Source organism: Variovorax sp. P4_B11 (genome assembly GCF_056402355.1).
In genome coordinates, this window is the sequence record NZ_JBFUHO010000022.1 from 26,574 (window position 1) to 53,222 (window position 26,649).

26 protein-coding genes are annotated in these 26,649 nt (G+C 67.8%); 7 read left to right on the forward strand and 19 right to left on the reverse strand.

The window, feature by feature from the left end:
* Positions 1-9 precede the first annotated feature (9 nt).
* The 10 genes from AC1DYD_RS19895 to AC1DYD_RS19940 all read right to left on the reverse strand — a co-directional run bounded on the left by AC1DYD_RS19895 (position 10) and on the right by AC1DYD_RS19940 (position 13,254).
* Entirely contained in the window at positions 10-936 is a 927-nt protein-coding gene (locus tag AC1DYD_RS19895; protein WP_478174478.1) for a dihydrodipicolinate synthase family protein, read from the reverse strand.
* Between the two features lie 152 nt (positions 937-1,088).
* Positions 1,089-2,828 carry an IlvD/Edd family dehydratase gene (locus AC1DYD_RS19900; RefSeq protein ID WP_478174479.1) on the reverse strand — a complete coding sequence of 580 codons (1,740 nt, stop codon included), beginning with the start codon at positions 2,826-2,828 and terminating at the stop codon, positions 1,089-1,091.
* Between the two features lie 9 nt (positions 2,829-2,837).
* The gene (gene yjfF, locus AC1DYD_RS19905) at positions 2,838-3,875 is read right to left on the reverse strand and encodes a galactofuranose ABC transporter, permease protein YjfF (protein ID WP_478174480.1); all 1,038 of its coding nucleotides are present in this window, start codon (positions 3,873-3,875) and stop codon (positions 2,838-2,840) included.
* A 58-nt stretch (positions 3,876-3,933) separates the two neighbouring features.
* Positions 3,934-4,998 (reverse strand): ABC transporter permease, encoded by a 1,065-nt coding sequence (locus AC1DYD_RS19910; protein ID WP_478174481.1) that lies wholly within the window; start codon positions 4,996-4,998, stop codon positions 3,934-3,936.
* Between the two features lie 151 nt (positions 4,999-5,149).
* Positions 5,150-6,679, reverse strand: coding sequence for a sugar ABC transporter ATP-binding protein (locus AC1DYD_RS19915; RefSeq protein WP_478174482.1), 1,530 nt, complete (start codon positions 6,677-6,679; stop codon positions 5,150-5,152).
* Entirely contained in the window at positions 6,676-7,887 is a 1,212-nt protein-coding gene (gene mmsB, locus AC1DYD_RS19920) for a multiple monosaccharide ABC transporter permease (protein WP_478174483.1), read from the reverse strand. Before mmsB ends, AC1DYD_RS19915 begins: the two co-directional genes overlap by 4 nt.
* Positions 7,877-9,400 carry a multiple monosaccharide ABC transporter ATP-binding protein gene (gene mmsA / locus AC1DYD_RS19925; RefSeq protein ID WP_478174550.1) on the reverse strand — a complete coding sequence of 508 codons (1,524 nt, stop codon included), beginning with the start codon at positions 9,398-9,400 and terminating at the stop codon, positions 7,877-7,879. The genes mmsB and mmsA overlap by 11 nt, the downstream gene beginning before the upstream one ends.
* A 50-nt stretch (positions 9,401-9,450) precedes the next feature.
* Positions 9,451-10,524, reverse strand: coding sequence for a multiple monosaccharide ABC transporter substrate-binding protein (gene chvE, locus AC1DYD_RS19930; protein WP_478174484.1), 1,074 nt, complete (start codon positions 10,522-10,524; stop codon positions 9,451-9,453).
* A 150-nt stretch (positions 10,525-10,674) separates the two neighbouring features.
* Complete coding sequence (locus tag AC1DYD_RS19935; RefSeq protein WP_478174485.1) at positions 10,675-11,640, reverse strand: ABC transporter substrate-binding protein; 966 nt, start codon at positions 11,638-11,640, stop codon at positions 10,675-10,677.
* A gap of 162 nt (positions 11,641-11,802) precedes the next feature.
* On the reverse strand, positions 11,803-13,254 hold the full coding sequence (locus AC1DYD_RS19940) for an aldehyde dehydrogenase family protein (RefSeq protein ID WP_478174486.1): 1,452 nt from the start codon (positions 13,252-13,254) through the stop codon (positions 11,803-11,805).
* Positions 13,255-13,342: 88 nt separating this feature from the next.
* Here AC1DYD_RS19940 and AC1DYD_RS19945 point away from each other — a divergent pair, with 88 nt between their 5' ends.
* The 5 genes from AC1DYD_RS19945 to AC1DYD_RS19965 all read left to right on the forward strand — a co-directional run bounded on the left by AC1DYD_RS19945 (position 13,343) and on the right by AC1DYD_RS19965 (position 17,702).
* The gene (locus tag AC1DYD_RS19945; protein WP_478174487.1) at positions 13,343-14,299 is read left to right on the forward strand and encodes a LysR family transcriptional regulator; all 957 of its coding nucleotides are present in this window, start codon (positions 13,343-13,345) and stop codon (positions 14,297-14,299) included.
* A 96-nt stretch (positions 14,300-14,395) separates the two neighbouring features.
* Positions 14,396-15,316, forward strand: a complete 921-nt coding sequence (locus AC1DYD_RS19950) for an SMP-30/gluconolactonase/LRE family protein (RefSeq protein WP_478174488.1) — start codon at positions 14,396-14,398, stop codon at positions 15,314-15,316.
* A 147-nt stretch (positions 15,317-15,463) separates the two neighbouring features.
* Positions 15,464-15,820: an alpha/beta hydrolase gene (locus AC1DYD_RS19955; RefSeq protein WP_478174489.1), complete on the forward strand. Its 357-nt coding sequence runs from the start codon at positions 15,464-15,466 to the stop codon at positions 15,818-15,820.
* A gap of 245 nt (positions 15,821-16,065) precedes the next feature.
* Positions 16,066-16,731: a response regulator transcription factor gene (locus tag AC1DYD_RS19960; protein ID WP_478174490.1), complete on the forward strand. Its 666-nt coding sequence runs from the start codon at positions 16,066-16,068 to the stop codon at positions 16,729-16,731.
* Positions 16,732-16,739: 8 nt separating this feature from the next.
* Positions 16,740-17,702 carry a formylglycine-generating enzyme family protein gene (locus tag AC1DYD_RS19965; RefSeq protein WP_478174491.1) on the forward strand — a complete coding sequence of 321 codons (963 nt, stop codon included), beginning with the start codon at positions 16,740-16,742 and terminating at the stop codon, positions 17,700-17,702.
* A gap of 98 nt (positions 17,703-17,800) precedes the next feature.
* Here the strand turns inward: AC1DYD_RS19965 and AC1DYD_RS19970 are convergent, their stop codons facing one another.
* The 3 genes from AC1DYD_RS19970 to AC1DYD_RS19980 are packed head-to-tail and all read right to left on the reverse strand — an operon-like array spanning position 17,801 to position 18,958.
* Complete coding sequence (locus AC1DYD_RS19970) at positions 17,801-18,346, reverse strand: hypothetical protein (RefSeq protein WP_478174492.1); 546 nt, start codon at positions 18,344-18,346, stop codon at positions 17,801-17,803.
* Positions 18,347-18,384: 38 nt separating this feature from the next.
* Positions 18,385-18,780, reverse strand: coding sequence for a hypothetical protein (locus AC1DYD_RS19975; protein WP_478174493.1), 396 nt, complete (start codon positions 18,778-18,780; stop codon positions 18,385-18,387).
* Between the two features lie 19 nt (positions 18,781-18,799).
* Positions 18,800-18,958 (reverse strand): hypothetical protein, encoded by a 159-nt coding sequence (locus AC1DYD_RS19980; RefSeq protein ID WP_478174494.1) that lies wholly within the window; start codon positions 18,956-18,958, stop codon positions 18,800-18,802.
* A 63-nt stretch (positions 18,959-19,021) separates the two neighbouring features.
* Here AC1DYD_RS19980 and AC1DYD_RS19985 point away from each other — a divergent pair, with 63 nt between their 5' ends.
* Complete coding sequence (locus AC1DYD_RS19985) at positions 19,022-19,408, forward strand: hypothetical protein (RefSeq protein ID WP_478174495.1); 387 nt, start codon at positions 19,022-19,024, stop codon at positions 19,406-19,408.
* 64 nt (positions 19,409-19,472) lie between these two features.
* Here the strand turns inward: AC1DYD_RS19985 and AC1DYD_RS19990 are convergent, their stop codons facing one another.
* From AC1DYD_RS19990 to AC1DYD_RS20005, 4 genes are all read right to left on the reverse strand, one after another.
* Positions 19,473-19,808 carry a hypothetical protein gene (locus tag AC1DYD_RS19990; RefSeq protein ID WP_478174496.1) on the reverse strand — a complete coding sequence of 112 codons (336 nt, stop codon included), beginning with the start codon at positions 19,806-19,808 and terminating at the stop codon, positions 19,473-19,475.
* 73 nt (positions 19,809-19,881) lie between these two features.
* Positions 19,882-20,757, reverse strand: a complete 876-nt coding sequence (locus tag AC1DYD_RS19995; protein WP_478174497.1) for a hypothetical protein — start codon at positions 20,755-20,757, stop codon at positions 19,882-19,884.
* A gap of 270 nt (positions 20,758-21,027) precedes the next feature.
* On the reverse strand, positions 21,028-22,473 hold the full coding sequence (locus AC1DYD_RS20000; protein ID WP_478174498.1) for an NAD-dependent succinate-semialdehyde dehydrogenase: 1,446 nt from the start codon (positions 22,471-22,473) through the stop codon (positions 21,028-21,030).
* A 55-nt stretch (positions 22,474-22,528) separates the two neighbouring features.
* A complete protein-coding gene (locus tag AC1DYD_RS20005; protein ID WP_478174499.1) occupies positions 22,529-23,146 on the reverse strand; it encodes a hypothetical protein in 618 nt (205 codons plus the stop codon).
* A 266-nt stretch (positions 23,147-23,412) separates the two neighbouring features.
* Between AC1DYD_RS20005 and AC1DYD_RS20010 the strand changes: the two genes are divergently transcribed.
* Positions 23,413-23,856: an outer membrane lipoprotein gene (locus tag AC1DYD_RS20010; protein ID WP_478174500.1), complete on the forward strand. Its 444-nt coding sequence runs from the start codon at positions 23,413-23,415 to the stop codon at positions 23,854-23,856.
* A gap of 274 nt (positions 23,857-24,130) precedes the next feature.
* Here the strand turns inward: AC1DYD_RS20010 and AC1DYD_RS20015 are convergent, their stop codons facing one another.
* Positions 24,131-25,177, reverse strand: a complete 1,047-nt coding sequence (locus AC1DYD_RS20015; RefSeq protein WP_478174501.1) for an AI-2E family transporter — start codon at positions 25,175-25,177, stop codon at positions 24,131-24,133.
* 10 nt (positions 25,178-25,187) lie between these two features.
* Positions 25,188-26,639 carry an efflux transporter outer membrane subunit gene (locus AC1DYD_RS20020; RefSeq protein ID WP_478174502.1) on the reverse strand — a complete coding sequence of 484 codons (1,452 nt, stop codon included), beginning with the start codon at positions 26,637-26,639 and terminating at the stop codon, positions 25,188-25,190.
* Between the last annotated feature and the right edge of the window lie 10 nt (positions 26,640-26,649).

Genomic DNA, 26,649 nt, shown 5'->3' on the forward strand with positions numbered 1-26,649 from the left:
GCCGAAAGCTCAGCGCCCCCAGCGCAACACCAGCGGATCGAGGCCGCGCGCGATCTCGATCAGACCGGCGCGGGTCTGCGGGTGCAGCGACGGCCAGGGATGGCGCGGCGCCTCGCAGTCGATCACGCCGCCCTCCTTCATGAGCGCCTTGCAGGCCAGCAGGCCGGCCTGCCGGTTCTCGTAGTTGATCAGCGGCAGCCACTGCCGGTAGCGCTCGAACGCCTGCTCGCGGCGGCCGGCGAGGTGATCGAAGATGATCGGCCGGATGCCGTCGGGGTAGCCGCCGCCGGTCATCGATCCGGTGGCGCCGGCATCCAGGTCGGGCAGCAGCGTGATCGCCTCCTCGCCGTCCCAGGGACCTTCGACGGCGTCGCCGCCGAGGCGGATCAGCTCGCGCAGCTTCGATGCCGCGCCCGCGGTCTCGATCTTGAAGTAGCACACCTGCTCGATCTCCCTCGCCATGCGCGCCAGGAAGGCCGGCGACAGCGGCGTGCCGGCGGCCGGGGCGTCCTGGATCATGATCGGGATGCGCACGGCGTCGGACAGCCGGGCATAGAACTCGAAGATCTGCGGCTCGGGCACGCGGAAGGTGGCGCCGTGGTAGGGCGGCATCACCATCAGCATCGCCGCGCCCATGTCCTGCGCCCGGCGGCTGCGCTCGGCGCACACCCGGGTGCTGAAGTGAGTGGTGGTGACGATGACCGGCACGCGGCCCGCGACGTGCTCCAGGATCGTGCGCGTGAGCAGTTCGCGCTCGTCGTCGGCCAGCAGGAACTGCTCGGAGAAGTTGGCCAGGATGCACAGACCGTCGGAGCCGGCGTCGATCATGAAATCGACGCAGCGCTTCTGGCTCGCGAGGTCGAGTTCGCCGCTCTCGGTGAAGGTCGTGGGAACGACCGGGAAGATGCCCCGGTAGCGGGGTTTCGAATGCGTCATGGTGCGGGTCCTTCTAGTCAGTTGAGGACAGAGCAAAAACTGCTGCGCAGTTTCTTGGTCTGTCCCGCAAGGTCTTCGGCAGGTCGAGGACAGAGCAAAATCTGCTGCGCAGTTTCTTGGTCTGTCCCGCAAGGTCTTCAGCGGCAAGGTCTTCAATGGGAGTGCCGGGGCACGGCGGCGCCGCGGCAGCCGACCAGAAAGTCGAAGTCGCAGCCCTCGTCGGCCTGCAGCACATGATCGACATACAGCCGCTGGTAGCCGCCGCCGTTCGCCGGCACGGCGCGCCGTGCGATGGCTTGCAGGCGCGCGGCCAGTTCGTCGTCTCCGATGTCGAGATGCAGCCGGCCGGCTTCGCAGTCGAGCTCGATCCAGTCGCCGTCCTGCACCGCCGCGAGCGGGCCGCCATCGGCCGCTTCGGGCGCGACATGCAGCACCACCGTGCCGTAGGCGGTGCCGCTCATGCGGGCATCGGAGATCCGCACCATGTCCTTGACGCCCTGCCGCAGCAGCTTCGGCGGCAGGCCCATGTTGCCGACCTCGGCCATGCCCGGGTAGCCCTTCGGCCCGCAGTTCTTCATGACCATCACCGAGCCCGCATCGATCTCGAGCGACTCGTCGACGATGCGCTCCTTGTAGTGCTCGAGGTTCTCGAACACCACGGCGCGGCCGCGGTGCTTCAGAAGCTCGGGCGATGCGGCCGAGGGCTTGAGCACCGCGCCGCGCGGCGCCAGGTTGCCGCGCAGGATGCACATGCCGCCATCGGCCACCAGCGGCCGGTCGAGCCGACGGATCACCTCGTCGTCGAAGCTCGGCGCCTCGCGCACGTTGTCCCACAGCGAGCGGCCGTTGACAGTCAGCGCGCCCGGGTGCGGCAGCAATCCGTTCTCGCCCAGGCGGCGCAGCACGGCGGGCAGGCCGCCCGCGTAGTAGAACTCCTCCATCAGGAAGCGCCCCGACGGCATCAGGTCGACCAGGGTCGGGGTGCCGCGGCCGATGCGGGTCCAGTCCTCGAGCGCCAGCGGCACGCCGATGCGGCCCGCGATCGCCTTCAGGTGGATCACCGCGTTGGTCGAACCGCCGATCGCGGCGTTGACGCGGATCGCGTTCTCGAAGGCCTCGCGCGTCAGGACCTTCGACAGCGTCAGCCCCTCGCGCGCCATCTCGACCGCGCGCAGGCCCGACATCTGCGCCAGCACATAGCGGCGCGCATCGACCGCCGGGATCGCCGCGTTGTGCGGCAGCGAGGTGCCCAGCGCCTCGGCCATGCAGGCCATGGTCGAGGCCGTGCCCATGGTGTTGCAGGTTCCGGCCGAGCGCGACATGCCGGCCTCGGCCGACAGGAACTGATGCAGGTCGATCTGGCCCGCCTTCATCGATTCGTGCAGTTGCCAGACGGCGGTTCCGGAGCCGATGTCGCGGCCTTCGAGCTTGCCGTTGAGCATCGGACCGCCGCTCACCACGATGGCCGGGATGTCGCAGCTCGCGGCCCCCATCAGCAGTGCCGGCGTCGTCTTGTCGCAGCCGGCGAGCAGCACCACGGCGTCGATCGGGTTGCCGCGGATCGCCTCCTCGACATCCATGCTCGCAAGGTTGCGCGTGAGCATCGCGGTCGGCCGAAGATTCGATTCGCCGTTCGAGAACACCGGGAACTCGACCGGGAAGCCGCCCGCCTCCGAGATGCCGCGCTTCACGTGCTCGGCGATCTTGCGGAAGTGGGCATTGCACGGCGTCAGCTCCGACCAGGTATTGCAGATGCCGACGATCGGCCGGCCATCGAACTCGTGGTCCGGGATGCCCTGGTTCTTCATCCAGCTGCGGTACATGAAGCCGTTCTTGTCGGCCGGGCCGAACCATTCGGCGGAACGCAGCTTCTTCTTCGGGATGTCGGGCATGCATTGGCCTCAGTGCAAAGCGGTGCCGCGCGCCGTGAACAGGCGCTGCAGCAGGCAGAAGACGAACAGCAGCACGCCGACCACGATGCGGGTCCACCATGAGCTCAGCGTGCCGTCGAAGGAAATCAGGGTCTGGATGATGCCCAGCATGAGCACGCCGAACAGCGTGCCCACCACGTAGCCGACACCGCCCGTGAGCAGGGTGCCGCCGATCACCACCGCGGCGATGGCGTCGAGTTCGAGTCCGACGGCATGCAGGCCGTAGCCCGACAGCATGTAGAAGGTGAACACCACGCCGCCGAGTGCCGAGCAGAAGCCCGACAGCGTGTAGACCCCGACCACCGTGGAGCGCACCGGCAGGCCCATCAGCAGCGCCGAGGACTCGCTGCCGCCGATCGCATACACCGCGCGGCCGAAGGGCGTGAAGTGGGCGACGAACACCGCCAGTGCCACCATCGCCAGCGCGATCAAGGCCGACAGCGAGATCGACGCATCGCCCCACACCGGCAAGCGCCACTGCGAGACCTTGGCATAGAACTCGTTGGTGATGCTGATCGAGTCGATGCTGATCAGGTAGCAGAGGCCGCGCGCCAGGAACATGCCGGCCAGCGTGACGATGAAGGGCTGCAGCCGGAAGCGCTCGATCAGCACGCCCATGAAGGCACCGAAGAGGGTCCCCATCACCAGCACCAGCGGAATCACGATCGCCGGGCTCCAGCCGTGCTTCTCGACCAGCGAGGCCGAGACCATGGTGGTCAACGCGATCACCGAGCCGACCGACAGGTCGATGCCGCCCGACAGGATCACGAAGGTCATGCCGACTGCGACGATGCAGATGAATGCGTTGTCGATCAGCAGGTTCAGGAACACCTGCGGCGAGAAGAAGCCGTCGTAGAAGACCGAGCCCAGGGTCGCCATCGCCACGAACAGCGAGATGGTCGCGGCCAGCGGCAGGTACTTGGGGTTGAGGCGCGTGCGCCCCGGCCTCGCAGGCGGGGCGGATGCCGCGCGCTCGGGCTGCGACGTCGACGACACCACGGCGCTCATAGGGCAACCTCCGTGCTTCGCACTGCGGTGCGAGCGCCTTCGGGCGGCCGGGCGGCGCTCATGGCGTCATCCCTCCGCGCACCGGCCGCACCGCCAGCTTCCGCAGGCTGGCACGAAACTCGGGCGACTGCAGCAGCATCACCGCGAACACCACCACCGCCTTGACCACCAGGTTGATCTCGGGCGGCACGCCGAGCGAGTAGATCGCGTAGGTCAAGGTCTGGATGATCAGCGCGCCGATCACGCTGCCGACCAGGCTGAAGCGGCCGCCGGTCAGCGCCGTGCCGCCCAGCGTGACCGCCAGGATGGCATCGAGCTCGAGCAGCTGGCCGGCGTTGTTGCCATCCGCGCTCTTCACGTTGGAGCTGATGAGCAAGCCCGCAACGCCGGCGCACAGGCCGCAGAACATGTAGGCGCCGACGATGATGCGGCGCGCGCGCACGCCGGCGACCCGAGCCGCGCCCGGATTGATGCCCACCGCCTGGATGAACAGGCCGAGCGCGCTGCGCGTGATCGCGAGGTACAGCAGGGCGAAGACGAAGGCCGCGATGTAGACCGAGAACGGCAGCCCGAACAGGTAGCCGCTGCCGATGAAGAAGAAGGGCGCGTAGTAGATCGTGATGATCTGCCCGCCGGTGATGAGCTGCGCGATGCCGCGCCCGGCCACCATCAGGATCAGTGTCGCGATGATCGGCTGCATGCCGACGCGCGCGACCAGCATTCCGTTCCACAGACCGCAGGCCAGCGCGGCGCCGAGCGCCCCCAGGATCGCCAGCCACATCGGGAAGCGGCTCGCCAGCGCGGCCCCGCTGCTGCTCAGCGAGCCCCCGATCATCCAGGCGGCGATGGCCGCGGCGATCGCCACCACCGCGCCGACCGAGATATCGATGCCGCGGGTGGCGATCACCAGCGTCATCCCGAGCGACACCAGCACCAGCGGCGCCGCGCGGTTCAGGATGTCGATCAGGCTGCCGTAGAGGTGGCCGCTGCGCCACTCGAGGTGCAGGAAGCTCGGGTTGAAGGCCGCGTTGATCGCCAGCAGCAGCCCCAGCGTGACCAGCGGCCAGGCCAGGCGGTGGCGGAAGACGCGCGCGAAGATGGGAATCGAGTCCGTGGTGCTCATTTCAGCGCTCCATCGCACCGCGCCCCACCCGCGACATTTGATCCCGGACGACTCAGGCCAGGGATACCGCGGAACCGGCTTCGCCGGGCCGCTGGTATCGCCCCCGGTAGGGGGTGGAGAGCGACACGAAGTGCGCGAGCCTGGGGGCGAGTCATGTTTCCGCCGCGATCAGTTCGTACACCGCGTCCTCGCTGCTGCCGCCGGGCAGTTCGCCCACCTTGCGCCGCTCGCGCAACACCGCGATGCGGTGCGACACGCGAACCACCTCGTTCATCTCGGAGGAGATGAACAGCACCGCCATGCCGCCGCGCGCGAGCTTCAATATCTCTTCCATGATCTCCTGCTTGGCCGCGACGTCGATGCCGCGGGTCGGCTCGTCGAGGATCAGCAGCCGCGGCGCGACGGCCAGCCAGCGCGCCAGCACGGCCTTCTGCTGGTTGCCGCCCGACAGCAAGCCGATCGGCGTCTCGACGCTGGCGGTCTTGATGCCCAGCGCCTTCACGAAACGCTCGGCCAGCGCGGTCTGCTCGGCCCGCGACAGCGTGTTGCGCACGCCGCGCCGCGCCTGCAGCGCCAGCGCGATGTTCTCGCGCACCGACAGCTCGGCCACGATGCCGTCGGTCTTGCGCTCCTCGGGGCACAGCGCGAGGCCGTGCTTCACCGCATCGGCCGGGCTCGCGAACTCGACGACCCTGCCATCGACGCGCAGGCTGCCCTGGTCGGGCTTCGCCAGCCCGAACAGCAGCCGCGCCAGTTCGGTGCGGCCCGCGCCGAGCAGGCCGGCCAGGCCGACCACCTCGCCGGCGCGTACCCGCAGGTCGACCGGCTGCAGTTGCCCGCGCTGCCCCAGTCCCTCGGCCTGCAGCAGCACCGGCGCTTCGGCCTCGATCGCCGGCAGTTCGGCATGGCCGCTGGCCTTGGCCGCGAACTCTCGCCCGACCATCGCCGAGATCAGGGCCTGCGGCCCGAGTTCGGCGGTCGCCCATTCGCCGACCCGGCAGCCGTTGCGCAGCACCGTGATGCGGTCCGACACCGCATAGACCTGGTTCAGGAAGTGCGTCACGAACAGGATCGCGAGTCCTTCGCCGCGCAGCCGGCGCAGCACCGCGAACAGGCTCTTCACCTCCTCGTCGTCGAGGCTGGACGTCGGCTCATCGAGGATCAGCACCCGCGATGACAGGCCCAGCGCGCGCGCGATCGCCACCATCTGCTGCACCGCCACCGAGTAGCTCGACAGCAGCTGCGTGACATCGATGTCGACGTCGAGCCGCGCCAGCAGCGCCCGCGCTTCGCGATGCACCGCCGTCCAGTCGATGCGAAATCCTTGCGCCAGCCCGCGGCGCGGACAGCGCCCGGCGAAGATGTTCTCGGCCACCGACAGATTGGGGCAGAGGTTCACCTCCTGGTAGACCGTGCTGATGCCCAGGCGCTGCGCATCGAGCGGCGACGTCGGCTGTATCGGCTGGCCGGCCAGCCGCATCTCGCCGCCGTCGGCCGGGTAGACGCCCGTCAGCACCTTGATCAGCGTCGACTTGCCGGCGCCGTTCTGCCCCAGCAGCGCGTGGATCTCGCCGGCGCGCAGGCGCAGCGCCACGTTCGACAGCGCCGCCACGCCGCTGAACTGCTTGTCGATGCCCTTGAGCTGCAGCACCGGCGTATCGGAGAGGCCTTCGGTGCTCATTTGTTCTTGTTGTAGACATCGATGAACACCGCCGCCAGCAGCACCAGTCCCTTGATGACCTGCTGGTAGTCGATGCCGACGCCGAGGATCGACATGCCGTTGTTCATCACGCCCATGATGAAGGCGCCGATCACCGCGCCCATCACGCGGCCGACGCCGCCCGAGGCCGAGGCGCCACCGATGAAGCAGGCCGCGATCACGTCGAGCTCGAAGCCCAGGCCGGCCTTGGGCGTCGCGGTATTGAGGCGGGCCGCGAACACCAGCCCGGCCAGCGCCGCGAGCACGCCCATGTTGACGAAGGTCAGGAAGGCCAGCCGCTGGGTCTTGATGCCCGACAGCCGCGCCGCCTTCTCGTTGCCGCCCAGCGCATAGATGCGCCGGCCGACCGTGGTTCGGTTGGTCACGAAGTCGTAGGCGACGATCAGCACCGACATCACGATCAGCACGTTGGGCAGCCCCTTGTAAGTCGCCAGCAGGTAGCTCAACAGCAGGATGACGGCCGCGAAGAACAGGTTCTTGGCGAGGAAGAAGACGTAGGGCTCGGTCTCCATGCCGTGCTGCGCGAGCTTGGCGCGGCCGCGCAGCTTGAAGAAGACCAGCGCCGCGGCGGCCAGCGCGCCGAGCACCAGCGAGGTGGTGCGCAGGCTTTCGCCGCCGAGCACGTCGGGCACGAAGCCCGAGCTGAGCTTCTGGAAGGCCTCGGGGAACGGCCCCACCGATTGCCCTGCGAGCAGCGCCAGCGTGAGGCCCTTGAAGACCAGCATGCCGGCCAGCGTGACGATGAAGGACGGAATCCGGAAGAAGGCCACGAACCAGCCCTGCGCGGCGCCGATGGCACCGCCTGCGATCAGGCAGACGATGAAGGTCGGCACGAAATGCCATTCGTACTCGACCATCAGCACTGCCGCCAGCGCGCCGATGAAGCCGCACACCGAGCCCACCGACAGGTCGATGTGGCCGGCCACGATCACCAGCAGCATGCCCAGCGCCATGATCACGATGTAGCTGTTCTGCAGCAGCAGGTTGGTGAGGTTCAGCGGCCGCATCAGCGTGCCGTCGGTCAGCACCTGGAACAGCGCCATGATCGCGACCAGCGAGATCAGCATGCCGTACTCGCGCAGGTTGTTCTTGAGGAAGCCCGCGTGTTCGCCGGTCGTCGTCGGGGCCATGGGAGCGACGGCCTTCACCGCTTCGAGTTCAGGCGGCATGGACGCTGCTCCCCGAGGCCACGATCACGCGCATGATCTTTTCCTGCGAGGCCTCGGCCACGGGAAATTCGGCGACGAAGCGGCCCTCGTTCATCACGTAGATGCGGTCGCACATGCCGAGCAGCTCGGGCAGTTCGGAAGAGATCATGAGAATGCCTTTGCCCTCGCTCGCGAGCTGGTCGATGATGGTGTAGATCTCGTACTTGGCGCCGACGTCGATGCCGCGCGTCGGCTCGTCGAGGATCAGCAGTTCGGGCTTGGCGAACAGCCACTTGCTCAGCACCACCTTCTGCTGGTTGCCGCCCGACAGGTTGACCACCTGCTGGTCGACGCCGGCGCAGCGGATGTTGAGCGCGCGCCGGTAGTCGTTGGCGACCTTGAACTCGCGCCCGTCGTCGATCACGCCGCGCTCCGACACCGCCGCCAGGTTGGCCAGGCTGACGTTTTTGCGAATGTCCTCGTCGAGCACCAGCCCCAGGCTCTTGCGGTCCTCGGTGACGTAGGCGATGCCATGGTCGATGGCCTTGCGGATCGTCCCGACGTCGACCTCCTTGCCGTGCATGCGCACCGTGCCGCGGATGCGCTGGCCATAGGACCGCCCGAACACGCTCATCGCGAACTCCGTGCGGCCGGCGCCCATCAGGCCCGCGATGCCGACGATCTCGCCACGCCGCACATGCAGGCCGACGCCCTTGATCAGCTCGCGCTCGGCGTGCAGCGCATGGTGCACATGCCAGTCGCAGACCTCGAACACGGTCTTGCCGATGTTCGGCGAGCGCCGCGGATAGCGGTGCGCCATGTCGCGCCCGACCATGCCGCGGATGATGCGGTCCTCGCTGATCGGCTCGGCGCGGCAGTCCATGGTCTCGACCGTGGCGCCATCGCGCAGCACGGTGATCGAGTCGGCCACCTTGGCGATCTCGTTGAGCTTGTGCGAGATCAGGATCGACGAAATGCCCTGCGCCTTGAGCCCGAGCAGCAGGCTCAGCAGCGCGTCGCTGTCGCTCTCGTTGAGGCTCGCGGTCGGCTCGTCGAGGATCAGCAGCTTGACTTCTTTCGCGAGTGCCTTGGCGATCTCGACCAGTTGCTGCTTGCCGACGCCGAGGTTGGTGATCAGCGTGGTCGGCGGCTCCTTGAGCCCGACCTTGGCCAGCAGCTCGCGGGTCCTGGCATAGGCGGCGAACCAGTCGATCACGCCGCCGTGCGCGATCTCGTTGCCGAGGAAGATGTTCTCCGCGATCGACAGCAGCGGCACCAGCGCGAGCTCCTGGTGGATGATGATGATGCCGAGCTTCTCGCTGTCGGCGATGTCCTTGAAGCGGCGCGGTTGCCCTTCGAAATGGATCTCGCCTTCATACGAGTCGCACGAATAGACGCCGCTCAGCACCTTCATCAGCGTCGACTTGCCCGCGCCGTTCTCGCCGACCACGGCATGGATTTCGCCCGCCCGCACCGCGAGATTGACGTTGTCCAGCGCGTTCACGCCCGGAAAGGTCTTGGTGATGCCGCGCATCTCCAGAATCACATCGTTCACCGTGTCTCCTTGCGCACTCGGCGCCGCCGCTATCGGATCTGGCTCTCCTTGTAGTAGCCGCTGTCGACCAACGCCTGTTTCCAGTTCGAGGCATCCACGCTGACCGGCTTCAGCAGATAGGAGGGTACGACCTTCACGCCGTTGTTGTAGGTCTTGGTGTCATTCACTTCGGGCGTCTTGCCGGCCAGCATCGCATCCACCATGCCCACCGTCACCTTGGCCAGCTCGCGCGTGTCCTTGAACACGGTGGCGGTCTGTTCCTTCTTGAGGATCGACTTGACCGACGGCACCTCGGCGTCCTGGCCGGTCACCACCGGCATCGGCTGCTGGGCCGATCCATAACCCACGCCCTTGAGCGAGGAGATGATGCCGATCGACAGCCCGTCATACGGCGACAGCACCGCATCGACCCGGTCCTTGGTGTAGTAGGCCGACAGCAGGTTGTCCATCCGCGCCTGCGCCACCGCGCCGTCCCAGCGCAGGGTCGAGACCTTCTCCATGCCCAGCTGCTTGCTGCGCACCACCAGCTTGCCGCTGTCGATGTAGGGCTTCAGCACCGACATCGCGCCGTTGTAGAAGAAGAAGGCGTTGTTGTCGTCGGGCGAGCCGCCGAACAGCTCGATGTTGTAGGGGCCCTTGCCCTCCTTGAGCTTCAGCGCGTTCTCGATGTAGCTGGCCTGCAGCACGCCGACCTGGTAGTTGTCGAAGGTCGCGTAGTAGTCGACGTTCTTCGAGCCCTTGATGAGCCGGTCGTAGGCGATCACCTTGACGCCCTTGTCGGCGGCCTTCTGCAGCACGTCGGACAGCGTCGTGCCGTCGATCGCCGCGATGACCAGCACCTTGGCGCCCTTGGTCACCATGTTCTCGATCTGCGCCAGCTGGTTCGGGATGTCGTCGTCGGCGTACTGCAGGTCGGTCTTGTAGCCCTTCTCGTTGAAGTACTTGACCATGTTCGAGCCGTCGGCGATCCAGCGCGCCGACGACTTGGTCGGCATCGAGATCGCGACCAGGCCCTTGTCCTGGGCGTGGACGAGCGGCGCAAGGCCGATCAAGAGCGTCGCAGCTGCGCCACCGAGCAGGGTCTTCAAGAAAGTGCGTTTCATATCAAGTCTCCTATGTGTGATCAAGTGCCCGCCTGCGGCCGCGCAGCGCGCCGCCCTTCGTGGAACACCGCGAACCGGCTCTGCCGGGCCGCTGGTGTTGCCCCCGGGAAGGGGGAGACGGCTACACGAAGTGAGCCAAGCCGGGGGTGGTCAATACTTCCTGTTCGGGAACTCGGCCTTGGCGACCTCCATCGGGAAAATCCCTTCCTTGGTCAGGATCCGCTTGGGCAGCGGCTTGCCGGCCTGGATGTCGGCCACCGCGGCCATCAGTTGCGGACCGAGCAGCGGGCTGCACTCCACCGACACGTTGAGCTTGCCGGCCATCATGGCCTCGAAGGCGCCCTTCACGGCGTCGATCGAGATGATGATGATGTCCTGCGCCGGCTTCATGCCGGCCTCCTCGATCGCCTGGATCGCGCCGATCGCCATGTCGTCGTTGTGCGCGAAGAGCACGTTGATCTTCTTGCCCTCGGCCTTCAGGAAGGCCTCCATCACCTCCTTGCCCTTGGCCCGCGTGAAGTCGCCGGTCTGCGAACGGATGATCTTGAACTTCGGGTCGGCCTTGATGATTTCCTCGAAGCCCTTCTTGCGGTCGATCGCCGGCGCCGAGCCCACCGTGCCCTGCAGTTCGACGATGTTGATCGGACCGGGGTTGCCCTTCTCCTTCTCGACCAGCCAGCGGCCGGCCTTGCGGCCTTCCTCGACGAAGTCGGAGCCCATGAAGGTGACATAGAGCGAATCGTCCTTGGTGTTGACCGAACGGTCGGTCAGCACCACCGGGATCTTGGCCGCCTTGGCCTCGAGCAGCACCGTGTCCCAGCCCGATTCGACCACCGGCGAGAACGCGATCACGTCCACCTTCTGCGCGATGTACGAGCGGATCGCCTTGATCTGGTTCTCCTGCTTCTGCTGCGCATCCGAGAACTTGAGTTCGATGCCGGCCTCCTTCGCGGCCGACTTGATCGACTCGGTATTGGCCGTGCGCCATTCGCTTTCGGCGCCGACCTGGGCAAAGCCGAGCACCGGCTTCTTCTGCGCCAGGGCGGTGGCCGGCAGCAGCGAGGACAGCGTGGCGGATGCCAGCGCGATGTTGAGCGTGCGACGGTTCAGTTTCATGATGTCTCCTGGTTGGCGTGTTGAGAAAAGCTCTTATTGGTTCTCTTATCAGTTGAGGACAGAGCAAAAACTGCTGCGCAGTTTGTTGGTCTGTCCCGCAAGGTCTCAGGAGAGGACAGAGCAAAAACTGCTGCGCAGTTTGTTGGTCTGTCCCGCAAGGTCTCAGGAAAGCACATAGCCGGTCTTGACACTGCTGTAGAACTCGGCGGCGTGACGGCCCTGCTCGCGCGGTCCGTAGCTCGAGGCCTTGCGGCCGCCGAAGGGCACGTGGTAGTCCACGCCCGCGGTCGGCAGGTTGACCATGGTCATGCCGACCTTGGCATGGCGCTTGAAATGCATGGCGCGCGACAGCGACGTGGTGCAGATCCCGGCGCACAGCCCGAAGGGCGTGTCGTTGGCCAGTTCCAGCGCGTGCGCGTAGTCGTCGGCGCGCAGCACGCAGGCCACGGGGCCGAAGATCTCCCCGCGCGCGACGCGGTGCCCGGGCTGCGCGAGGAACAACGCCGGGCTCATGTAGTGGCCGGGGCTCGCGCGCGTCAGTCGCTCGCCGCCCCAGACATGCTCGGCGCCCTCTTCTTTCGCGCCGGCGACCGCCGCGAGATTGCGTTCGAGCTGCGCGGCATCGACCACCGGGCCGATGTCGGTCCCCCGCTCCAGCGCGTGGCCGACCCGGAGCCCGGCGAGGCGATGGCGCAGGCGGGCGACGAAGGCATCGTGCACCGTCGCTTCGACGATCAGGCGGCTCGACGCCGTGCAGCGCTGGCCGGTGGAGAAGTAGGCGCCCTGCACGGCGCAGTCGACCGCGCGGTCGAGGTCGGCGTCCGCCAGAACCACCAGCGGGTTCTTGCCGCCCATCTCCAACTGCACCCTGGCAAGGCGCCGGGCCGCCGCCCGCAGCACCTGTGCGCCGACGGCGGCCGAACCGGTGAAGCTGATCGCATCGACCAGCGGGCTGTCGACAATGGTCTGCCCCACCTCCCGGCCGCTGCCCATCACGAGGTTGAAGGTGCCCGCCGGCAGTGCCGAGCGACTGATGATCTCGGCCAGGGCCCATCCGCATGCCGGCACCAGTTCGGCCGGCTTGAAGACCACGCTGTTGCCGTGCGCGAGCGCCGGCGCGATCTTCCACGCCGGAATCGCGAGCGGAAAATTCCACGGTGCGATGAGCCCGACGACGCCGACCGGCTCGCGCGTGATGTCGATCTGCACATCGGGCCGCACCGATGCCAGCATTTCGCCGCTGCCGCGCAGGGCCTCGCCGGCGAAGAACTTGAAGATGTGGCCGGCGCGCGCGGCCTCGCCGACGGCCTCCGGCAGCGTCTTGCCTTCCTCGCGCGCGAGCAGCATGCCCAGCGCCTCGCGGCGCGCGAGGATCTCGCTGCCGATCTGGTCGAGCACGTCGGCGCGGCGCTGCGGCGTGGTCAGGCTCCAGTGGGGAAAGGCATCGGCCGCGGCGCGGATCGCGAGTTCGGTCTGGCTCCGGTCGGCGCGCGCATATTCAGCGACCACCTCGCCGGTGTCGGACGGGTTCCGGCTGATCCCCGTGGTGACGCCAGTCTCCCATCGGCCGTTGATGAACTGCCGTGCATTCTGCTGGAGGTCGCTGTGCTTCAAGGTGGGACGAGTGTAGGAATCGCACCAATATCTTTCCAATCAATATTTGGATGAAATGGATAGCAGAAGAAGCATTCAGGTAAACCCCATGACCCACTACACGCACTGGTTCATCCGTGCCCGCCTGAAGACCCGCCAGTTGCTGCTGCTCGTGGCGCTGGCCGAGGAAGGCAATATCCATCGCGCCGCGCAGGTGCTGAACATGACGCAGCCGGCCGCCTCGAAGCTGCTGAAGGACCTGGAGGACGTACTGGAAGTCTCTCTTTTCGACCGCCTGCCGCGCGGCATGCGGCCGACCTGGTACGGGGAAACGATGATCCGCCACGCGCGCGTCGCGCTCGCAAGCCTGAACCAGGCGCACGACGAGCTCATGGCGCTGAAGACCGGCAGTGCGGGGCAGGTCAACATCGGCGCCATCACCGCGCCGGGACTGGTGCTGTTGCCGCCGGCGGTCGCGGCGGTGAAGCGCGAGCATCCCAATCTGCGCGTCTCGCTCGATATCGAGACCAGCCCGGTGCTGCTGGAGCGGCTCGAACAGGGCAAGCTGGACCTGCTGGTCGCGCGGCTCTTCGCGGAGCACGACAAGACCAACCTGCGCTACCAGGCGCTCACCGAGGAACCCGTCTGCGCGCTGGTGCGGCCGGGTCATCCGCTGCTGGGCATGACGGGGCTGGGCCTGCGCGATCTGGTGTCGGCCGGCTGGATCGTGCCGCCGGCGGGCAGTGTGCTGCGCCACCGCTTCGAGCTGATGTTCCAGGAGGAGGGGCTCGCGCCGCCGATCAACGTGATCGAGACGGCCGCCCTCCTCTTCATCACCCGCATGCTGCAGCAGAGCGACATGGTGGCCGTGCTCGCCACCGATGTGGCCCGCTACTACGCGGCGCACGGCATCGTGGCGCTGCTGCCGGTGGAGATGCCTTGCCACATGGATGCGTTCGGGATCATCACGCGAACCGACCGGCTGCTGTCGCCCGCGGCCAAGGTGATGATGAAGGCGCTGAAGGCCGAGAGCTTCGCGGCCTATGGGCGGAGACTGGAAGACTGATGGGCCGCCTTTGGCGGTGAAGACGGGGGGCGGCGGCGAGCGGACGCCCCATCGCGGCAAGCCCGGGATACGATCGGCGAAACAACGGAGACCCCCTTGAGCAAGCTCTCGCGATCCGCCCCGGCCCTTCTCGAAGAAGCCCCGCGCTGCATCTGGCCAGCCGCTGCAACGCTGGGCGAAGGCACCCTGTGGTCGCAGCGCGAACAGGCGTTGTACTGGGTCGACATCCTCGAGCGGCGCCTGCATCGCTTACACCCTGCAAGCGATGCCCGTGCCAGCTGGAACTTCGACGAGGAGATCTCCGCCGTCGCCGAACGTGCATCGGCGCCGGGCCTGATCGTGACGCTGCGCCGCGGCTTCGCCTTGTTCGACCCTGCTGCAAGCGAAACGCGGCCCCGCTACCTTCACCAGCCCGAACCGGAACTCACCGGCAACCGCTTCAACGACGGCAAATGCGATGCGCAAGGCCGCTTCTGGGGCGGCACCATGGATGTCGACTGCAAGGCGCCGACCGGCTCGCTCTACCGCTTCGACCCCGACGGAAACTGCAGCCGCCACGACCAGGGCTTTGCCGTCACCAACGGCCCCACCTGGTCGGCGGACGGACGGACCCTGTACTTCAACGACACCGTCACCGCCCGCATCCACGCCTACGATTTCGACCCCGTCGCCGGCAGCCTTTCCAACAAGCGCCAATGGCACCGCTTCGCGCGCGGCGACGGCTATCCCGACGGCATGACCACCGACGCCGCCGGCCGCCTCTGGATCGCGCACTGGGGGGGTGCCTGCGTGACCTGCCACGACCCTGACACCGCCGAAGAACTCTGCCGCATCCCGCTGCCGACCAGCCACATCACCGACTGCGCATTCGGCGGCCCGGACCTGCGCACGCTCTACATCACCAGCGCCACCAGCGGCCTCACGCCGGCGCAGCGCGCAGCCGAACCCGACGCCGGGGGATTGTTCGCGGTCCCCCTGAATGCGACGGGCTTGCCGGCTCGGTATTTCGCGGGCTGAAGGCTGGAAATTTCCTTCATTGTTTCGCCACGAGCAACACCGCGATTCTTTTTATGCGGGTTTTTACCTACATGCCGCGGCTAGACTTGGCGGCACGGATCGCCAAGCACGGTCCGGTCGGTCCATCCAAACAACAGGAATCCAACAATGAAGACCTCGCAAATCATCGCCGCCGCCGCCGCCGCCCTCTCGCTGCTCGCCGCTGCCGGCGCCCACGCTGAAATCTACGACGGCGTGCATGCCCTCACCTCCGCGAATGCCCGCGCCGAAGTGAGCGCTCAGGCTGCAGTCGCCGCGCGCAGCGCCAACCCCTACGCAGAAGGCTACGGCCATGGCGTGACCACCATCGCCAGCACCCGCGACCGCGCGTCGGTGCAGGCGGAAGCCGTCGCCGCCGCCCATGCGCCGAACCAGAACGTGCGCCGTGAATCCTTCGCCGGCAGCGTGATTCCGTCCCAATTCGGCGGCGCCCGCACCGGCACGACGCGCCAAGCCGCGCTCTGATCCTGAGATCGCTCGAATCAGACGGCCCCGCCAAAAGCGGGGCCGTTTTTTTTGCGCTTGCATGTCAAGGCGCCCGAATTCTTTAAAACAAGGCGGCTATACAGGTAGTCACTACGGCAACACTTACACCAAAGGGCAGCTTGTCATGCCCGGAAGCCGCGTGTTGAATGCACCCTCGTTGCCGGCGAATAAATAGCGACACCGGTCTTGTGCGGTGTTCAGCGCCAGGCATCAGGAGGTATGGCATGGGAAAACTGACGCAATGCGCGGCGGGCGGGGATGCGCCAATCGTTCGCCTGATCGACGACGACGTTGCCTTCCGGCGTGCAATGCAGAGACTTCTTCGGACTGCTGGACTCCAGGTGGTCGAGTACGGTTCGGTGGGGGACATGCTGCTCGAGGGCATCGGCAGCGCCCCGGGCTGCCTGGTGCTGGACATCCACATGCCCGGGCCCAGTGGGCTCGACCTGCAGGAAATGGTCGCCAGCCAGCCCGAGACGCTGCCCATGATCTTCGTCACCGCCGAGGCCACCGTGCACGAGACGCTGCGAGCGATGAAAGCCGGCGCCACCGATTTCCTGTTCAAGCCGGTGGACGGCGAGATGCTGCTGTCGGTGATCAGGAAGGCGATCGCGGACGATGCCGTGCGGCGCCAGGCACGGCGGCGGCTGTGCGCCCTGCAGAACCGCTATTCGCGGCTCAGCCCGCGCGAACGCCAAGTGATGGAAATGGTGGTCAACGGCGCCCTCAACAAGCAGATCAGCGCCGAACTCGGCGCCGCCGAGCGCACGGTCAAGGCACATCGCGCGCACGTCATGGCGAAGATGGAAGTGAGCTCGCTCGCCGATCTGGTCCGTGCCATGGGCCAACTCGGCGTGCCGCCTGGCGGCGTCAGCCCTGCCGGCGCCTGATGCCGACCATGCACGACCCCGCCGCAGCGCACCCCGGGACGGCCCCTCACCCCTCGATGGTGTGGATCCCCGACGGCAATTTCCTCATGGGCTCGGACCGGCACTATGCCGAAGAAGCACCGGTGCACAGGGTCGCGGTGAAGGGCTTCTGGATCGACACCCACACCGTCACCAACGCCGAGTTCAAGCGCTTCGTCGAGGCCACGGGCCACGTCACGCTGGCCGAACGCCCGGCGAAGGCGGAGGACTACCCGGGCGCCGACCCCGCAATGCTCGTTCCCTCCTCGGTCGTGTTCCAGAAGACCGCCGGTCCGGTCGACCTGGGCAATCCCCACAACTGGTGGACCTACCAGCGGGGCGCCGACTGGCGCCATCCGCGCGGACCGGCCAGCTCGCTGCAGGGACTGTGGAAGCACCCGGTGGTGCATATCGCATTCGAGGACGCCGAAGCCTACGCGGCCTGGGCCGGCAAGTCGCTGCCGACCGAGGCCGAATGGGAATTCGCCGCCCGTGGCGGCCTCGAGGGCGCCGAGTACTGCTGGGGCGACGAATTCAAGGTCCGCGGCAGGTCGATGGCCAACACCTGGCAAGGCCAGTTCCCATGGCAGAACCTGCTCGAAGACGGCTACGAATGGACGGCCCCGGTCGGCTCCTTCGCGCCCAACGGCTATGGTCTCTACGACATGGCGGGCAACGTCTGGGAATGGACCACCGACTGGTACCAGGAGCACGGCCGCATCACGCACGCCTGCTGCACGCTCGACAACCCGCGGGGTGGCGCGCTCGAGGACAGCTACGACCCGCGAACGCCCGAGCTGCGCATCGCCCGGCGTGTCATGAAGGGCGGCTCGCACCTGTGCGCACCGAACTACTGCCACCGCTACCGGCCAGCGGCGCGGATGGCGCAGCCGATCGACACCTCGACCTGCCACCTGGGCTTGCGCTGCATCGTGCGCGGCGAGCCCTGCTGAACGAAAGGCCCGGCGACCGGTGCCGCGGCCCTTCGGGCTGCAGGCCTGATCGGCTGCTGCTGGGGCATGACGCGAGCGCCTTCGCCTCGCTCCTTGATTCAAATCGTGGAGGGGAGATCCCTGAACCGGAAGCCGGTCGTGAGCAGGCACAGGCCGACCGCCAACGCAAAGAGCCCGATCAGCAGGCGCCGTCCGTCGACGCTGCCATAGCCGATCAGCAGGCCGACACCCAGCAGCAGCGTGCAGGCGCTCACGAGCGCTGCGGGCGCCACGCCGCCGCGCTGCGCGGGCGCCGCGCGGCGGCCCGCCAGCACGTAGATCAACCCGACCGCGCCCAGCGCAATGCAGGAGGTGATGACGCCGCCGAAGAAGGCGACCGAACCCAGGATGCGGGCCTCGATGTCAGGGTAGGCGAAAGCCACGGCGCCGATCGCCAGGCGGATCAGTGCATCGACCAGCACCAGGCCGAACAGCCATTTGAAGCGCGGCAGCTTCGACAGCGCAAGGGCCACCGCCAGCGCGAGCAGCCCGTCGCCCAGCGCATAGAAGCCGTTGCGGCCGAATGCCGGCACCAGCAGCATGGCGAGCGCGTAGAGCACGCCGAATGCACCTCGAAGCAAGAGCAGGACGCGCAATGCGGGCATGAGAACGACTCCTTGGTCCGATGCGATTCGGCTGTCGATCAGCCGCCGGTCCACGGCGCGACCAGTTCCCAGGGCGGCGTCTTGGACTTGGTGTTCTTGCAGAAGATGTAGCTGCCCCCGCCGAGCAGCGTCTTGTGGCGATTCTCGATCTGCGCCAGCCGGCAGGACGCACGGCCCTTCGGGTCCTTGGCCGGGGTGACGCTGCCGCTGCTCGAGGTGGCCGGGTTCTCCCAGCTGACCTTGACGCCGTCCGCGCCTGAATCCAGCGCGCCGTAGACGGCCTTGTTCATCAGGTCCATGTCGGCCTTGTTGAACTTGGTGATGGGCGTTTCGCGCAGCCCGTTGTAGAAGCTCAGCGGGGTGGCCGCCGCCGTTGCCGCGGCCGTCATCGCCACCGCGATGGCCAGCCCCTTCAGTTTATCGATCGCACGCATACCTGAATCCTCATTTGGGTCATACGAAATTGACCTGGAACCGGACGAACCAGTCGGACGCATTGTCAGGCCGGATCACGTTGTAGCCAGCGCCGACGACGAAATTCATTGGAACGAAGCCCTCGGGACGGACCAGCAGCGAATAGGAGACCCCGAGCGGCACCATCGGCAATGGCACGCTGGCCGAGACGGTCGTACCATGAAGCGTGCGACAGTGCATTTCCAGGAAGCAGGGGGACACATGAAAAAAGCGCCATTCGAAATCGCAGCCGTGCTCGCCGCCGCCGTCATCGGCATCCCCGTGACGGCCGGCGCCCAGCAGGCGGGGCACGCCGTGCCGATGGCCGACGAGCAGCAGGAGGCCGACTATCGCGTGATCGCAGCGCGTTGCGGCACGCCGGCCTTCGAGAAAGCCTTCTACAAGCAGTCGAGGGCGGCGGTCGCGGCCGGCCTGGTCGTCAAGAACCGTGACCCGGTGCAGGTCGAGAAAACCATCACCTCGCTCCGGCGCAGCCCCGTCGTGCTGGTCGCCACCCAGGCGGATTGCGCGGCTGAACTCAAGCGGCTGGCCGAGGTGCAGAAGCACCGCGGCGAGACGCTCCGGAGCGCAGCGGGCAGGAAGAAATGAGCGGCGCTGCCGCCCGAGGGCGCGCAGACGGCGTGTCGGCGCCTCGCGCCCCGGGCGTGGGTCGCTAGAGCGCGCCGTACGCGCTCTCGCCGGGCTGGCCGCGGTCATGTCGCCTGGTTGCGGTGCGCAGGCTCAGGACCCACAGCCTCGCGTGCCGCTGTTCACGGCTCTCGATGAGCTCGGTGAAGCGCCGGATGCCCGGCCGCTCGATGGCCGCGATGGTCATCCAGTCGGTGCCGCCAAAGGGTTCCGCGTCGCTGCTGCGGTCGACCAGAGCCGGACGCAGCGCCATCACCCATTCGGTCGGAACGCGCGGATCGCGATCGAGCATCCGCAGCGCGATCTTCGCCGCCTTGGGGCTCAGCGCCTGGATCTTGTGGAGGTGGAAATCCAATTCCATGCGGCGGATCCTTTCAGATACACAAGGATACTTGTGCATCTGCCGCGAGCGCAAGGGCGCCGCCCCCGGGGTCCTACTGGGTCTTCAAGCGCTTGTATTCGTTGCGCTTCATCTCGAGGTAGTCGCTGCGGTCCACCTCGTGCAGCTGGCGCGCGTAGCGCTCGGTGCTGTCGAACCACTGCGCCAGGCGCTGCGGCAACTGGGCCTCGGCCGGCGAGTCCAGGTAGGCATCGATCGCGAGGTAGTAGCGCATGGTGTTGCGCTCCACCACGCCGAGCACGCCGCCCACCAGGATCGGCTGGCCCGAGGCGTCCTTGTCCTTGGCGCTGAAGCCCACCTTGTCGCTGCCCAGGGTGGCGAGGTAGCCCTGCATCGCGATCCGCGCCGCCGTGCCATAGGCGTAGGCGTAGGCCAGGTGAATGAAGGTCTTGCCGTTGGGCAGCGGCGTGGCCTCGAACTCGATGCGGTAGTCGCGGGTCGACAGCGGCCCCTTGTCGGCGCTCAGCCGCGCGCTCATGTAGTCCGCGCCCGAGACCGGCGGCAGCCAGACGAACTCGATGCGCTGCGCGTCCCCGAGCGGCTGGTCGAACTTGCGGCCCACCGACACGGCCAGCATCGTCCCCTGCCCGCCCTCGCGCACCGCGCAGTACTTGGTATTGAGGTGCAGCATCAGCACCTCGCACCAGACGGCCGGCTTGGAGAGCGCGCCGCTCACTGACTCGAACGGGTGGTCGACGAGCGCGAAGATGTTGCCGCTCAACTGGCCCGAGGCCTCGCTCGACTCGAGCACCAGCGGCCGGCCGAAGGCGTTCTTGTCGAACTGCGACTTGACCGCATCGTGCTTGGCCAGCAGCGCCGCGGCGCTGCCGAGCTGGGGCTGGGACCAGACCAGCGCCGGCAGCAGCAGGCAGACACACACAAGGATCCGGCGGAGCAGAGTGTTTTGCATGATGCCCGCCATTGTGGTCCCGCCCGCCAACGACGCAAAGGCCACTCATCCACTGGCCGGCGGAGCCCGGCCTGTTGGTGAAACACCGCGGAACCGGCTCCGCCGGGCCGCTGGTGTTGCCCCCGGCAGGGGGTGGGCGCCCGACACGAAGTGCGGGCAACCTGGGGGCGAGCAACAGTGCCACCGCGGAACCGGCTTCGCCGGGCCGCTGGTGTTGCCCCCGGTCGGGGGTGGGCGGCTACACGAAGTGAGCCAACCTGGGGGCGAGCCCTATACCGCCATGATCGACACCGACTTGGTGTTCAGGTAGTTCTCCATCGCCTCCGGACCGCCCTCCGAGCCGTAGCCGGAATCCTTGATGCCGCCGAAAGGCATCTCGGGCGAGGGCGCGGCCGGCTGGTTGATCCACAGCATGCCGACTTCCACGCGCTGCGACAGCAGGTGCGCGTTCTTGATCGACTGCGTGAAGGCATAGCCGGCCAGGCCGAAAGGCAGGCGGTTCGCCTCGGCGATCGCGTCGTCGAGCGAGTCGAAGCCGCGGATCGCCGCGATCGGGCCGAAGGGCTCATTGTTGAAGACATCGGCCTCGAGCGAGACATCGGTCAGCACCGTGGGCGCAAAGAAATTGCCGCTGCTGCCGACCCGTTCGCCGCCGGTCGCGACCTTGGCGCCCGTGGCGCGGGCGTCTTCGAGCACCTTGGCCATGGCGCCGAGGCGGCGCGCATTGGCCAGCGGGCCGAGCGTCGTGCCTTCGGCCAGGCCGTCGCCGAGCTTCAGGCTCTCGGCATGCTTCACCATCGCCTGGACGAAGGCGTCACGGATGCTGTTGTGCACCAGGAAGCGGGTCGGCGAGATGCAGACCTGCCCGGCATTGCGGAACTTGGCGCCGCCCGAGGCCTTGACGGCCAGTTCGACGTCGGCGTCGGCGGCGACGATCACCGGCGCATGGCCGCCGAGCTCCATGGTGGCGCGCTTCATGTGCTGGCCGGCCAGCGCCGCGAGCTGCTTGCCCACCGGGGTCGAACCGGTGAAGGTGACCTTGCGGATGATCGGGTGCGGGATCAGGTAGTTCGAGATCTGGGCCGGATCGCCGAACACCAGGCCGACCGTGCCCTTGGGTACGCCGGCGTCGACGAAGGCCTGCAGCAGCGCGGCCGGCGAAGCCGGGGTTTCCTCCGGCGCCTTGCACAGGAAGGAGCAGCCGCTGGCCAGCGCCGCGCCGAGCTTGCGCACGATCTGGTTGATCGGGAAGTTCCAGGGCGTGAAGGCGGCGACCGGGCCGACCGGCTCCTTCAGCACCAGCTGCTGCGCCGCCAGGTTGCGCGAGGGCACGATGCGGCCGTACACGCGGCGGCCTTCGTCGGCGAACCATTCGATGATGTCGGCGCCCGCGAGCACCTCGCCGCGGGCTTCGGCGAAGGGCTTGCCCTGCTCCTGCGTGAGGATGCGGGCGATCTCGGGTGCACGCTCGCGCAGCAGCGCGGCGGCCTTTCGCATGGTGGTGGCGCGCTCGTTGGCCGGAATCCGGCGCCAGGCCTCGAAGCCGCGCTGGGCCGCGTCCAGCGCGCGATCGAGGTCGGCGGCGCCGGCAAAGGCGACTTTGCCGATCGGCTTGCCGGTGGCCGGGTTGATCACGTCCTGGGTCTTGCCGCTCGCGGCGTCACACCATTCGCCATCGATCAGCAGGCGGGTGTCGGGGTAGCTGGGGGTGGTCATGCAGAGTCCTTGAATTGCGGGGCCGCCCGGAAGCAGGGGCGGCCGCCGATCCTACCTAACTCGGCGGTGGGCGCGAGGGCGGTGGGCTATTGGCGCGCACCCAATAGAACTGCCTGGCCGCGGCGGCCGGCTCGACCCGCAGCCGCCGCACCGGCCTCACGCCGATCTGGCCTTCGGCCGAGCAATGGAGCGGCTCGCCCTCGGCCAGGCTGCGATGGGCATCGAGCATCGATCGGAGGGAGACCGAGGCGCTGTTGCGCCCGGCGTCGACCGAGCGCACGAAGAAGCGCTCGCGGGTCGCCACCAGCTGGCTGTGGGCGTTGTGCTGGCCGCCGGTGCCGGCGAGCCTGAGGCCCCTCCAGGCCGCGTCGACGTCGAAGGCCAGCATCACGGCATCGGGCGTGTCGATGCCCTTCAGCGATCCGCTCTGGGCCGCGGCGAGCCAGCCCAGCAGCTGCGGTGTCAGCTCGAAGGAGACCGTATCGGGAGGAGCGCCGGGAATTCCCGGCACCTCGACGAAGACGATCCGGCAACTGCGGCTCGCACTTTCGAACCGGCGCGCCTGCTCGCGGCGCCGCGTCGCCCGCACATGGGCGACCGCCGCGAAGCCCGCCACCGGCGCGGCGAAAGCGAGCATCTTGAAGGCATCGTAGCCATAGACGGCCAAGCTCATATCCGCCCCTTGGGGCGCGTGCCGCAGCGGCCCTGCACCAACCTCAGATTCACACTGGCTCCTCGTCGCGACCGCCGCCTCGCCCCCGAACGGCGAGCGGCTTGCGCTGAACGCATATCGGCGATCCGGCAGGAAACTTGAGTCAGCGTTGCGCCGCCGTGACGCACGGCGTGCATTTCACTGCCGCATCCGCTCGCGGCCGGCCGCTTCAGGCTATTCTGGAAAGCGTGTCATCCGGCACTTCAAACCCCCTTAGGAGGAACTCCATGGCAGCAAGGCTTTTCTATCGCGTCGCAGCATTCGCGCTGGCGCTGGTGCTCACCGCGTGTGCGGCGCCAGGCTCGCAGCCCGGATCGATGACGATCCGCCAGGGCAAGATCGAGCAGATCACGCCGACCACGATCCCCAGTTCGCACCACACCGGCGTCGGCGCGGTGCTCGGCGGCCTGGCCGGGGTCGGCATCGGCAGCCTGATCGGCGGCGGCACCGGGCGCGACGTCGCGATGGTGGTCGGTGCCATCGGCGGCACCGTGGCCGGCAGCGAGGTCGCCCGGCGCTACGACACGCCGGTGGCCGGCCAGGAGGTCTTCGTGCGCACCGACAGCGGCGTGCTGGTCGAGGTGACCCAACCGGTCAGCCCGGGCCTGCGCGTGGGCCAGCGCGTGTTCATCCAGGGCAACGGCGTCGACGCGAGGGTAAGCCCGCAGTAATTGGCTCGCCCCCAGGTCGGGCTCACTTCGTGTAGCCCTCCCACCCCCTACCGGGGGCGCAGTCAGCGGCCCGGCGAAGCCGGTTCCGCGACTGCCCACGAACAGGCGTGCGCTGCGCGCCGCCAGAGAACAAGCACGACGCCTCTCATCTATCGGCCGGCGCAGCCAGGCCCGTTGGTGAAACACCGCGGAACCGGCTTCGCCGGGCCGCTGGTGTTGCCCCCGGCAGGGGGTGGGCGCCCCGACACGAAGTGCAGGGCAACCTGGGGGCGAGCTAAGGTTTTCCGTTCTGCGAGAGCAGGACGGCAATCGGGCGGGTGCCTGGAAACTCCGAGAAGATGATGGTCATCATGGCGGTGATCGGCACCGCCAGGAAGGCACCGGGCACGCCCCAGAGGGCGACCCAGACCGCCAGGCTCACGAGGATCGCGAACGGGCTCAGGTTGAGCGAGTTGCCCATCACGTAGGGGTCCAGGAAGTTGCCGATCACGAACTGGACCGCGGCCAGCAGCATCATGATCTGGATCGCCTCGCCGGCACCGCCGAACTGAGCCACCGCCATCAGGCCGGGCAGCACGACGCTCAGGAACGAGCCGATGTAGGGCACATAGTTCAGCAAGGCGATCATCACCGCCCAGAAGCCGGCGAACTCGAGGCCGGCGAAACGCATGATCACGTAGCTCAGCGCGCCCAGCAGCACGCCGAGGAAGGTCTTGAGCGCCAGGTAGGCGCCGACCCGGGCGTTGATGTCGGCGATCACCTGCTTGATGCGCTGCGCATGCGCGGGGCTGCGCGCGATGGCGGAGATCTTGCGGTCGAGATGGCTGCGCTCGACCAGCAGGAAACAGGCGTAGAGCGCCACCACGATCACGGTGGCGAACAGCGAGGACAGCGACGCCAGCACCGAGCCGACCACCCGCTGCAGGCTCACCTGCGCCAGCAGGTCGCGGCGCAGCGTGGTCCAGGTCGGTTCGGACTCGACCCGCATCAGCACCGCCACCCGCTGCACCGCCGCCAGCAGCGACTCCTGGTAGCGCGGCGCCATCGCGATCACGCTGTCCTTGTTGGCCAGGATCGTGTAGACCACCATGCCAAGGCCCACCGCGATGATCAGCACCGACAGCATCGAGATGACCACCTGCGGCAAGGCCGACCCCAGCAGCGGCACCTTGCCGATCAGGCGCGCCAGCCCGAGGATCACGTAGACCACGAAGACGCTGAACATGATCGGCACGAAGACGTTGCGCCCGATGTAGAACACCCAACCCAGCATCAGCGCGGTCGCGGTGCCGTAGACGAAGGTCTGGAAGCGCTCGTTCATGCCGATGCGGTCAGCGGCTGCGCCTGTCCGCCATGCCGACCGGACGCTGGGTCATCGAATCGGCCGTGTCCACCCAGCCGCCGCCCATCGCCTGGTAGACGTTGACCGCCTGCGTATAGCGGCCGGCCTGCAGGTTCACGAAGGCCAGCTCGGCCGCGAACAGTTCGTTGTCGGCCACCAGCACCTCGAGGTAGCCGATCAGGCCGTTCTCGAACTTGAGCCTGGACAGCCGCGCGAACTCGCGCAGCGCGATCACCCGGCCGCGCTGGAACTCGACCCCCTCGATGCTCTTCTGGGTACCGATCAACGCGTTGTTGGCGTCGCGGAAGGCGGCGAGCACGGTCTGCTGGTAGACCAGCTCGGCCTGCGCCTTCTGGGCCTCGGCCGAGCGCACCTGCCCCTCGATGGCGCCGAAGGTGAAGATCGGCCCCGTCAGGCCCGCGACCACCGACCAGGCGGTGGCGGGCCCGGTGAGGAAGTTGCTGAACGAGGTGCTGGTGGAGCCCAGCGCGCCGGTCAGCGACAGGCTCGGGTAATAGAGCGAACGCGCCACGCCGATGCTGGCGTTGGCGGCCACCAGGTTCTGCTCGGCTGCCAGGATGTCGGGCCGCCGCTGCAGCAGGTCGGAGGGCAGGCCGGCCGGGATCAGCGGCGCGACCAGTTCGTCGATGGTCCGCCCGCGCGGAATCGACGCCGGATCGCGGCCCAGCAGGATCGAGATCTGGTTCTCGAGCGTCGCGATCTGCTGCTCGAAGGTGGGAATCGCGGTCAGCGCCTGCTGGTACTGCGAGCGCACCTGCATCACTTCGGTCTGCGACACCAGGCCGCGCTTGAAGCGCAGGTCGAAGATGCGCGCGGTCTCGCCGAAATTGGCGGCGGTCGACCTGGCGATCTCGAGCTGGCGGTCGAGCGCGCGCAGCGCGATGTAGCTGGTCGCCACGCCGGTGACGAGCGTCAGCACGACGCCGCGCTGGGCCTGCTCGCTGGCGTAGACCTGGGCCTGCGCGGCCTCGCTCAGGCGCCGCACGCGGCCGAACAGGTCGACCTGCCAGTTCGCGCTCAGGTTCGCCTGGTAGAGCGAGAAGTAGTTGCTCGCGGGCTCCGGGATCGGCGGCTGGCCTTCGCGGCTGGCGCGCGTGCGGGCGGCACCGGCGCCGTAGCCCAGCTGCGGATAGGCCTGCGAATCGGTGGTCGTCAGGGCGCCGAGGAACTGGTCGATACGGGCCGCGGCGACGCGGACATCGAGGTTGTCGCGCAGCGCGGTCTCGATCAGCTGGTTCAGGACCGGATCGCCGAATTGCTCCCACCATCGGGTGTTGGCCACTTCGGCGGCCATCGGGTAGTCGATCCGCCAGGCCGCCGGCGACTGCACCGCGGGCCGCACGAAGTCGGGCCCGACCGTGCAGCCCGCCAGGACCACCAGGACCGCAGCGGACACTGCCGCAAGCGTTGACTTCCTCATCTCGTTCTCC

Bases quoted from the DNA above. Each gene is read 5' to 3' on its own strand.
- AC1DYD_RS19895 (WP_478174478.1), bottom strand. From the start codon at position 936: ATGACGCATTCGAAACCCCGCTACCGGGGCATCTTCCCGGTCGTTCCC.
- AC1DYD_RS19900 (WP_478174479.1), bottom strand. From the start codon at position 2,828: ATGCCCGACATCCCGAAGAAGAAGCTGCGTTCCGCCGAATGGTTCGGC.
- yjfF (WP_478174480.1), bottom strand. From the start codon at position 3,875: ATGAGCGCCGTGGTGTCGTCGACGTCGCAGCCCGAGCGCGCGGCATCC.
- AC1DYD_RS19910 (WP_478174481.1), bottom strand. From the start codon at position 4,998: ATGAGCACCACGGACTCGATTCCCATCTTCGCGCGCGTCTTCCGCCAC.
- AC1DYD_RS19915 (WP_478174482.1), bottom strand. From the start codon at position 6,679: ATGAGCACCGAAGGCCTCTCCGATACGCCGGTGCTGCAGCTCAAGGGC.
- mmsB (WP_478174483.1), bottom strand. From the start codon at position 7,887: ATGCCGCCTGAACTCGAAGCGGTGAAGGCCGTCGCTCCCATGGCCCCG.
- mmsA (WP_478174550.1), bottom strand. From the start codon at position 9,400: ATGCGCGGCATCACCAAGACCTTTCCGGGCGTGAACGCGCTGGACAAC.
- chvE (WP_478174484.1), bottom strand. From the start codon at position 10,524: ATGAAACGCACTTTCTTGAAGACCCTGCTCGGTGGCGCAGCTGCGACG.
- AC1DYD_RS19935 (WP_478174485.1), bottom strand. From the start codon at position 11,640: ATGAAACTGAACCGTCGCACGCTCAACATCGCGCTGGCATCCGCCACG.
- AC1DYD_RS19945 (WP_478174487.1), top strand. From the start codon at position 13,343: ATGACCCACTACACGCACTGGTTCATCCGTGCCCGCCTGAAGACCCGC.
- AC1DYD_RS19955 (WP_478174489.1), top strand. From the start codon at position 15,464: ATGAAGACCTCGCAAATCATCGCCGCCGCCGCCGCCGCCCTCTCGCTG.
- AC1DYD_RS19960 (WP_478174490.1), top strand. From the start codon at position 16,066: ATGGGAAAACTGACGCAATGCGCGGCGGGCGGGGATGCGCCAATCGTT.
- AC1DYD_RS19965 (WP_478174491.1), top strand. From the start codon at position 16,740: ATGCACGACCCCGCCGCAGCGCACCCCGGGACGGCCCCTCACCCCTCG.
- AC1DYD_RS19970 (WP_478174492.1), bottom strand. From the start codon at position 18,346: ATGCCCGCATTGCGCGTCCTGCTCTTGCTTCGAGGTGCATTCGGCGTG.
- AC1DYD_RS19975 (WP_478174493.1), bottom strand. From the start codon at position 18,780: ATGCGTGCGATCGATAAACTGAAGGGGCTGGCCATCGCGGTGGCGATG.
- AC1DYD_RS19985 (WP_478174495.1), top strand. From the start codon at position 19,022: ATGAAAAAAGCGCCATTCGAAATCGCAGCCGTGCTCGCCGCCGCCGTC.
- AC1DYD_RS19990 (WP_478174496.1), bottom strand. From the start codon at position 19,808: ATGGAATTGGATTTCCACCTCCACAAGATCCAGGCGCTGAGCCCCAAG.
- AC1DYD_RS19995 (WP_478174497.1), bottom strand. From the start codon at position 20,757: ATGCAAAACACTCTGCTCCGCCGGATCCTTGTGTGTGTCTGCCTGCTG.
- AC1DYD_RS20000 (WP_478174498.1), bottom strand. From the start codon at position 22,473: ATGACCACCCCCAGCTACCCCGACACCCGCCTGCTGATCGATGGCGAA.
- AC1DYD_RS20005 (WP_478174499.1), bottom strand. From the start codon at position 23,146: ATGAGCTTGGCCGTCTATGGCTACGATGCCTTCAAGATGCTCGCTTTC.
- AC1DYD_RS20010 (WP_478174500.1), top strand. From the start codon at position 23,413: ATGGCAGCAAGGCTTTTCTATCGCGTCGCAGCATTCGCGCTGGCGCTG.
- AC1DYD_RS20015 (WP_478174501.1), bottom strand. From the start codon at position 25,177: ATGAACGAGCGCTTCCAGACCTTCGTCTACGGCACCGCGACCGCGCTG.
- AC1DYD_RS20020 (WP_478174502.1), bottom strand. From the start codon at position 26,639: ATGAGGAAGTCAACGCTTGCGGCAGTGTCCGCTGCGGTCCTGGTGGTC.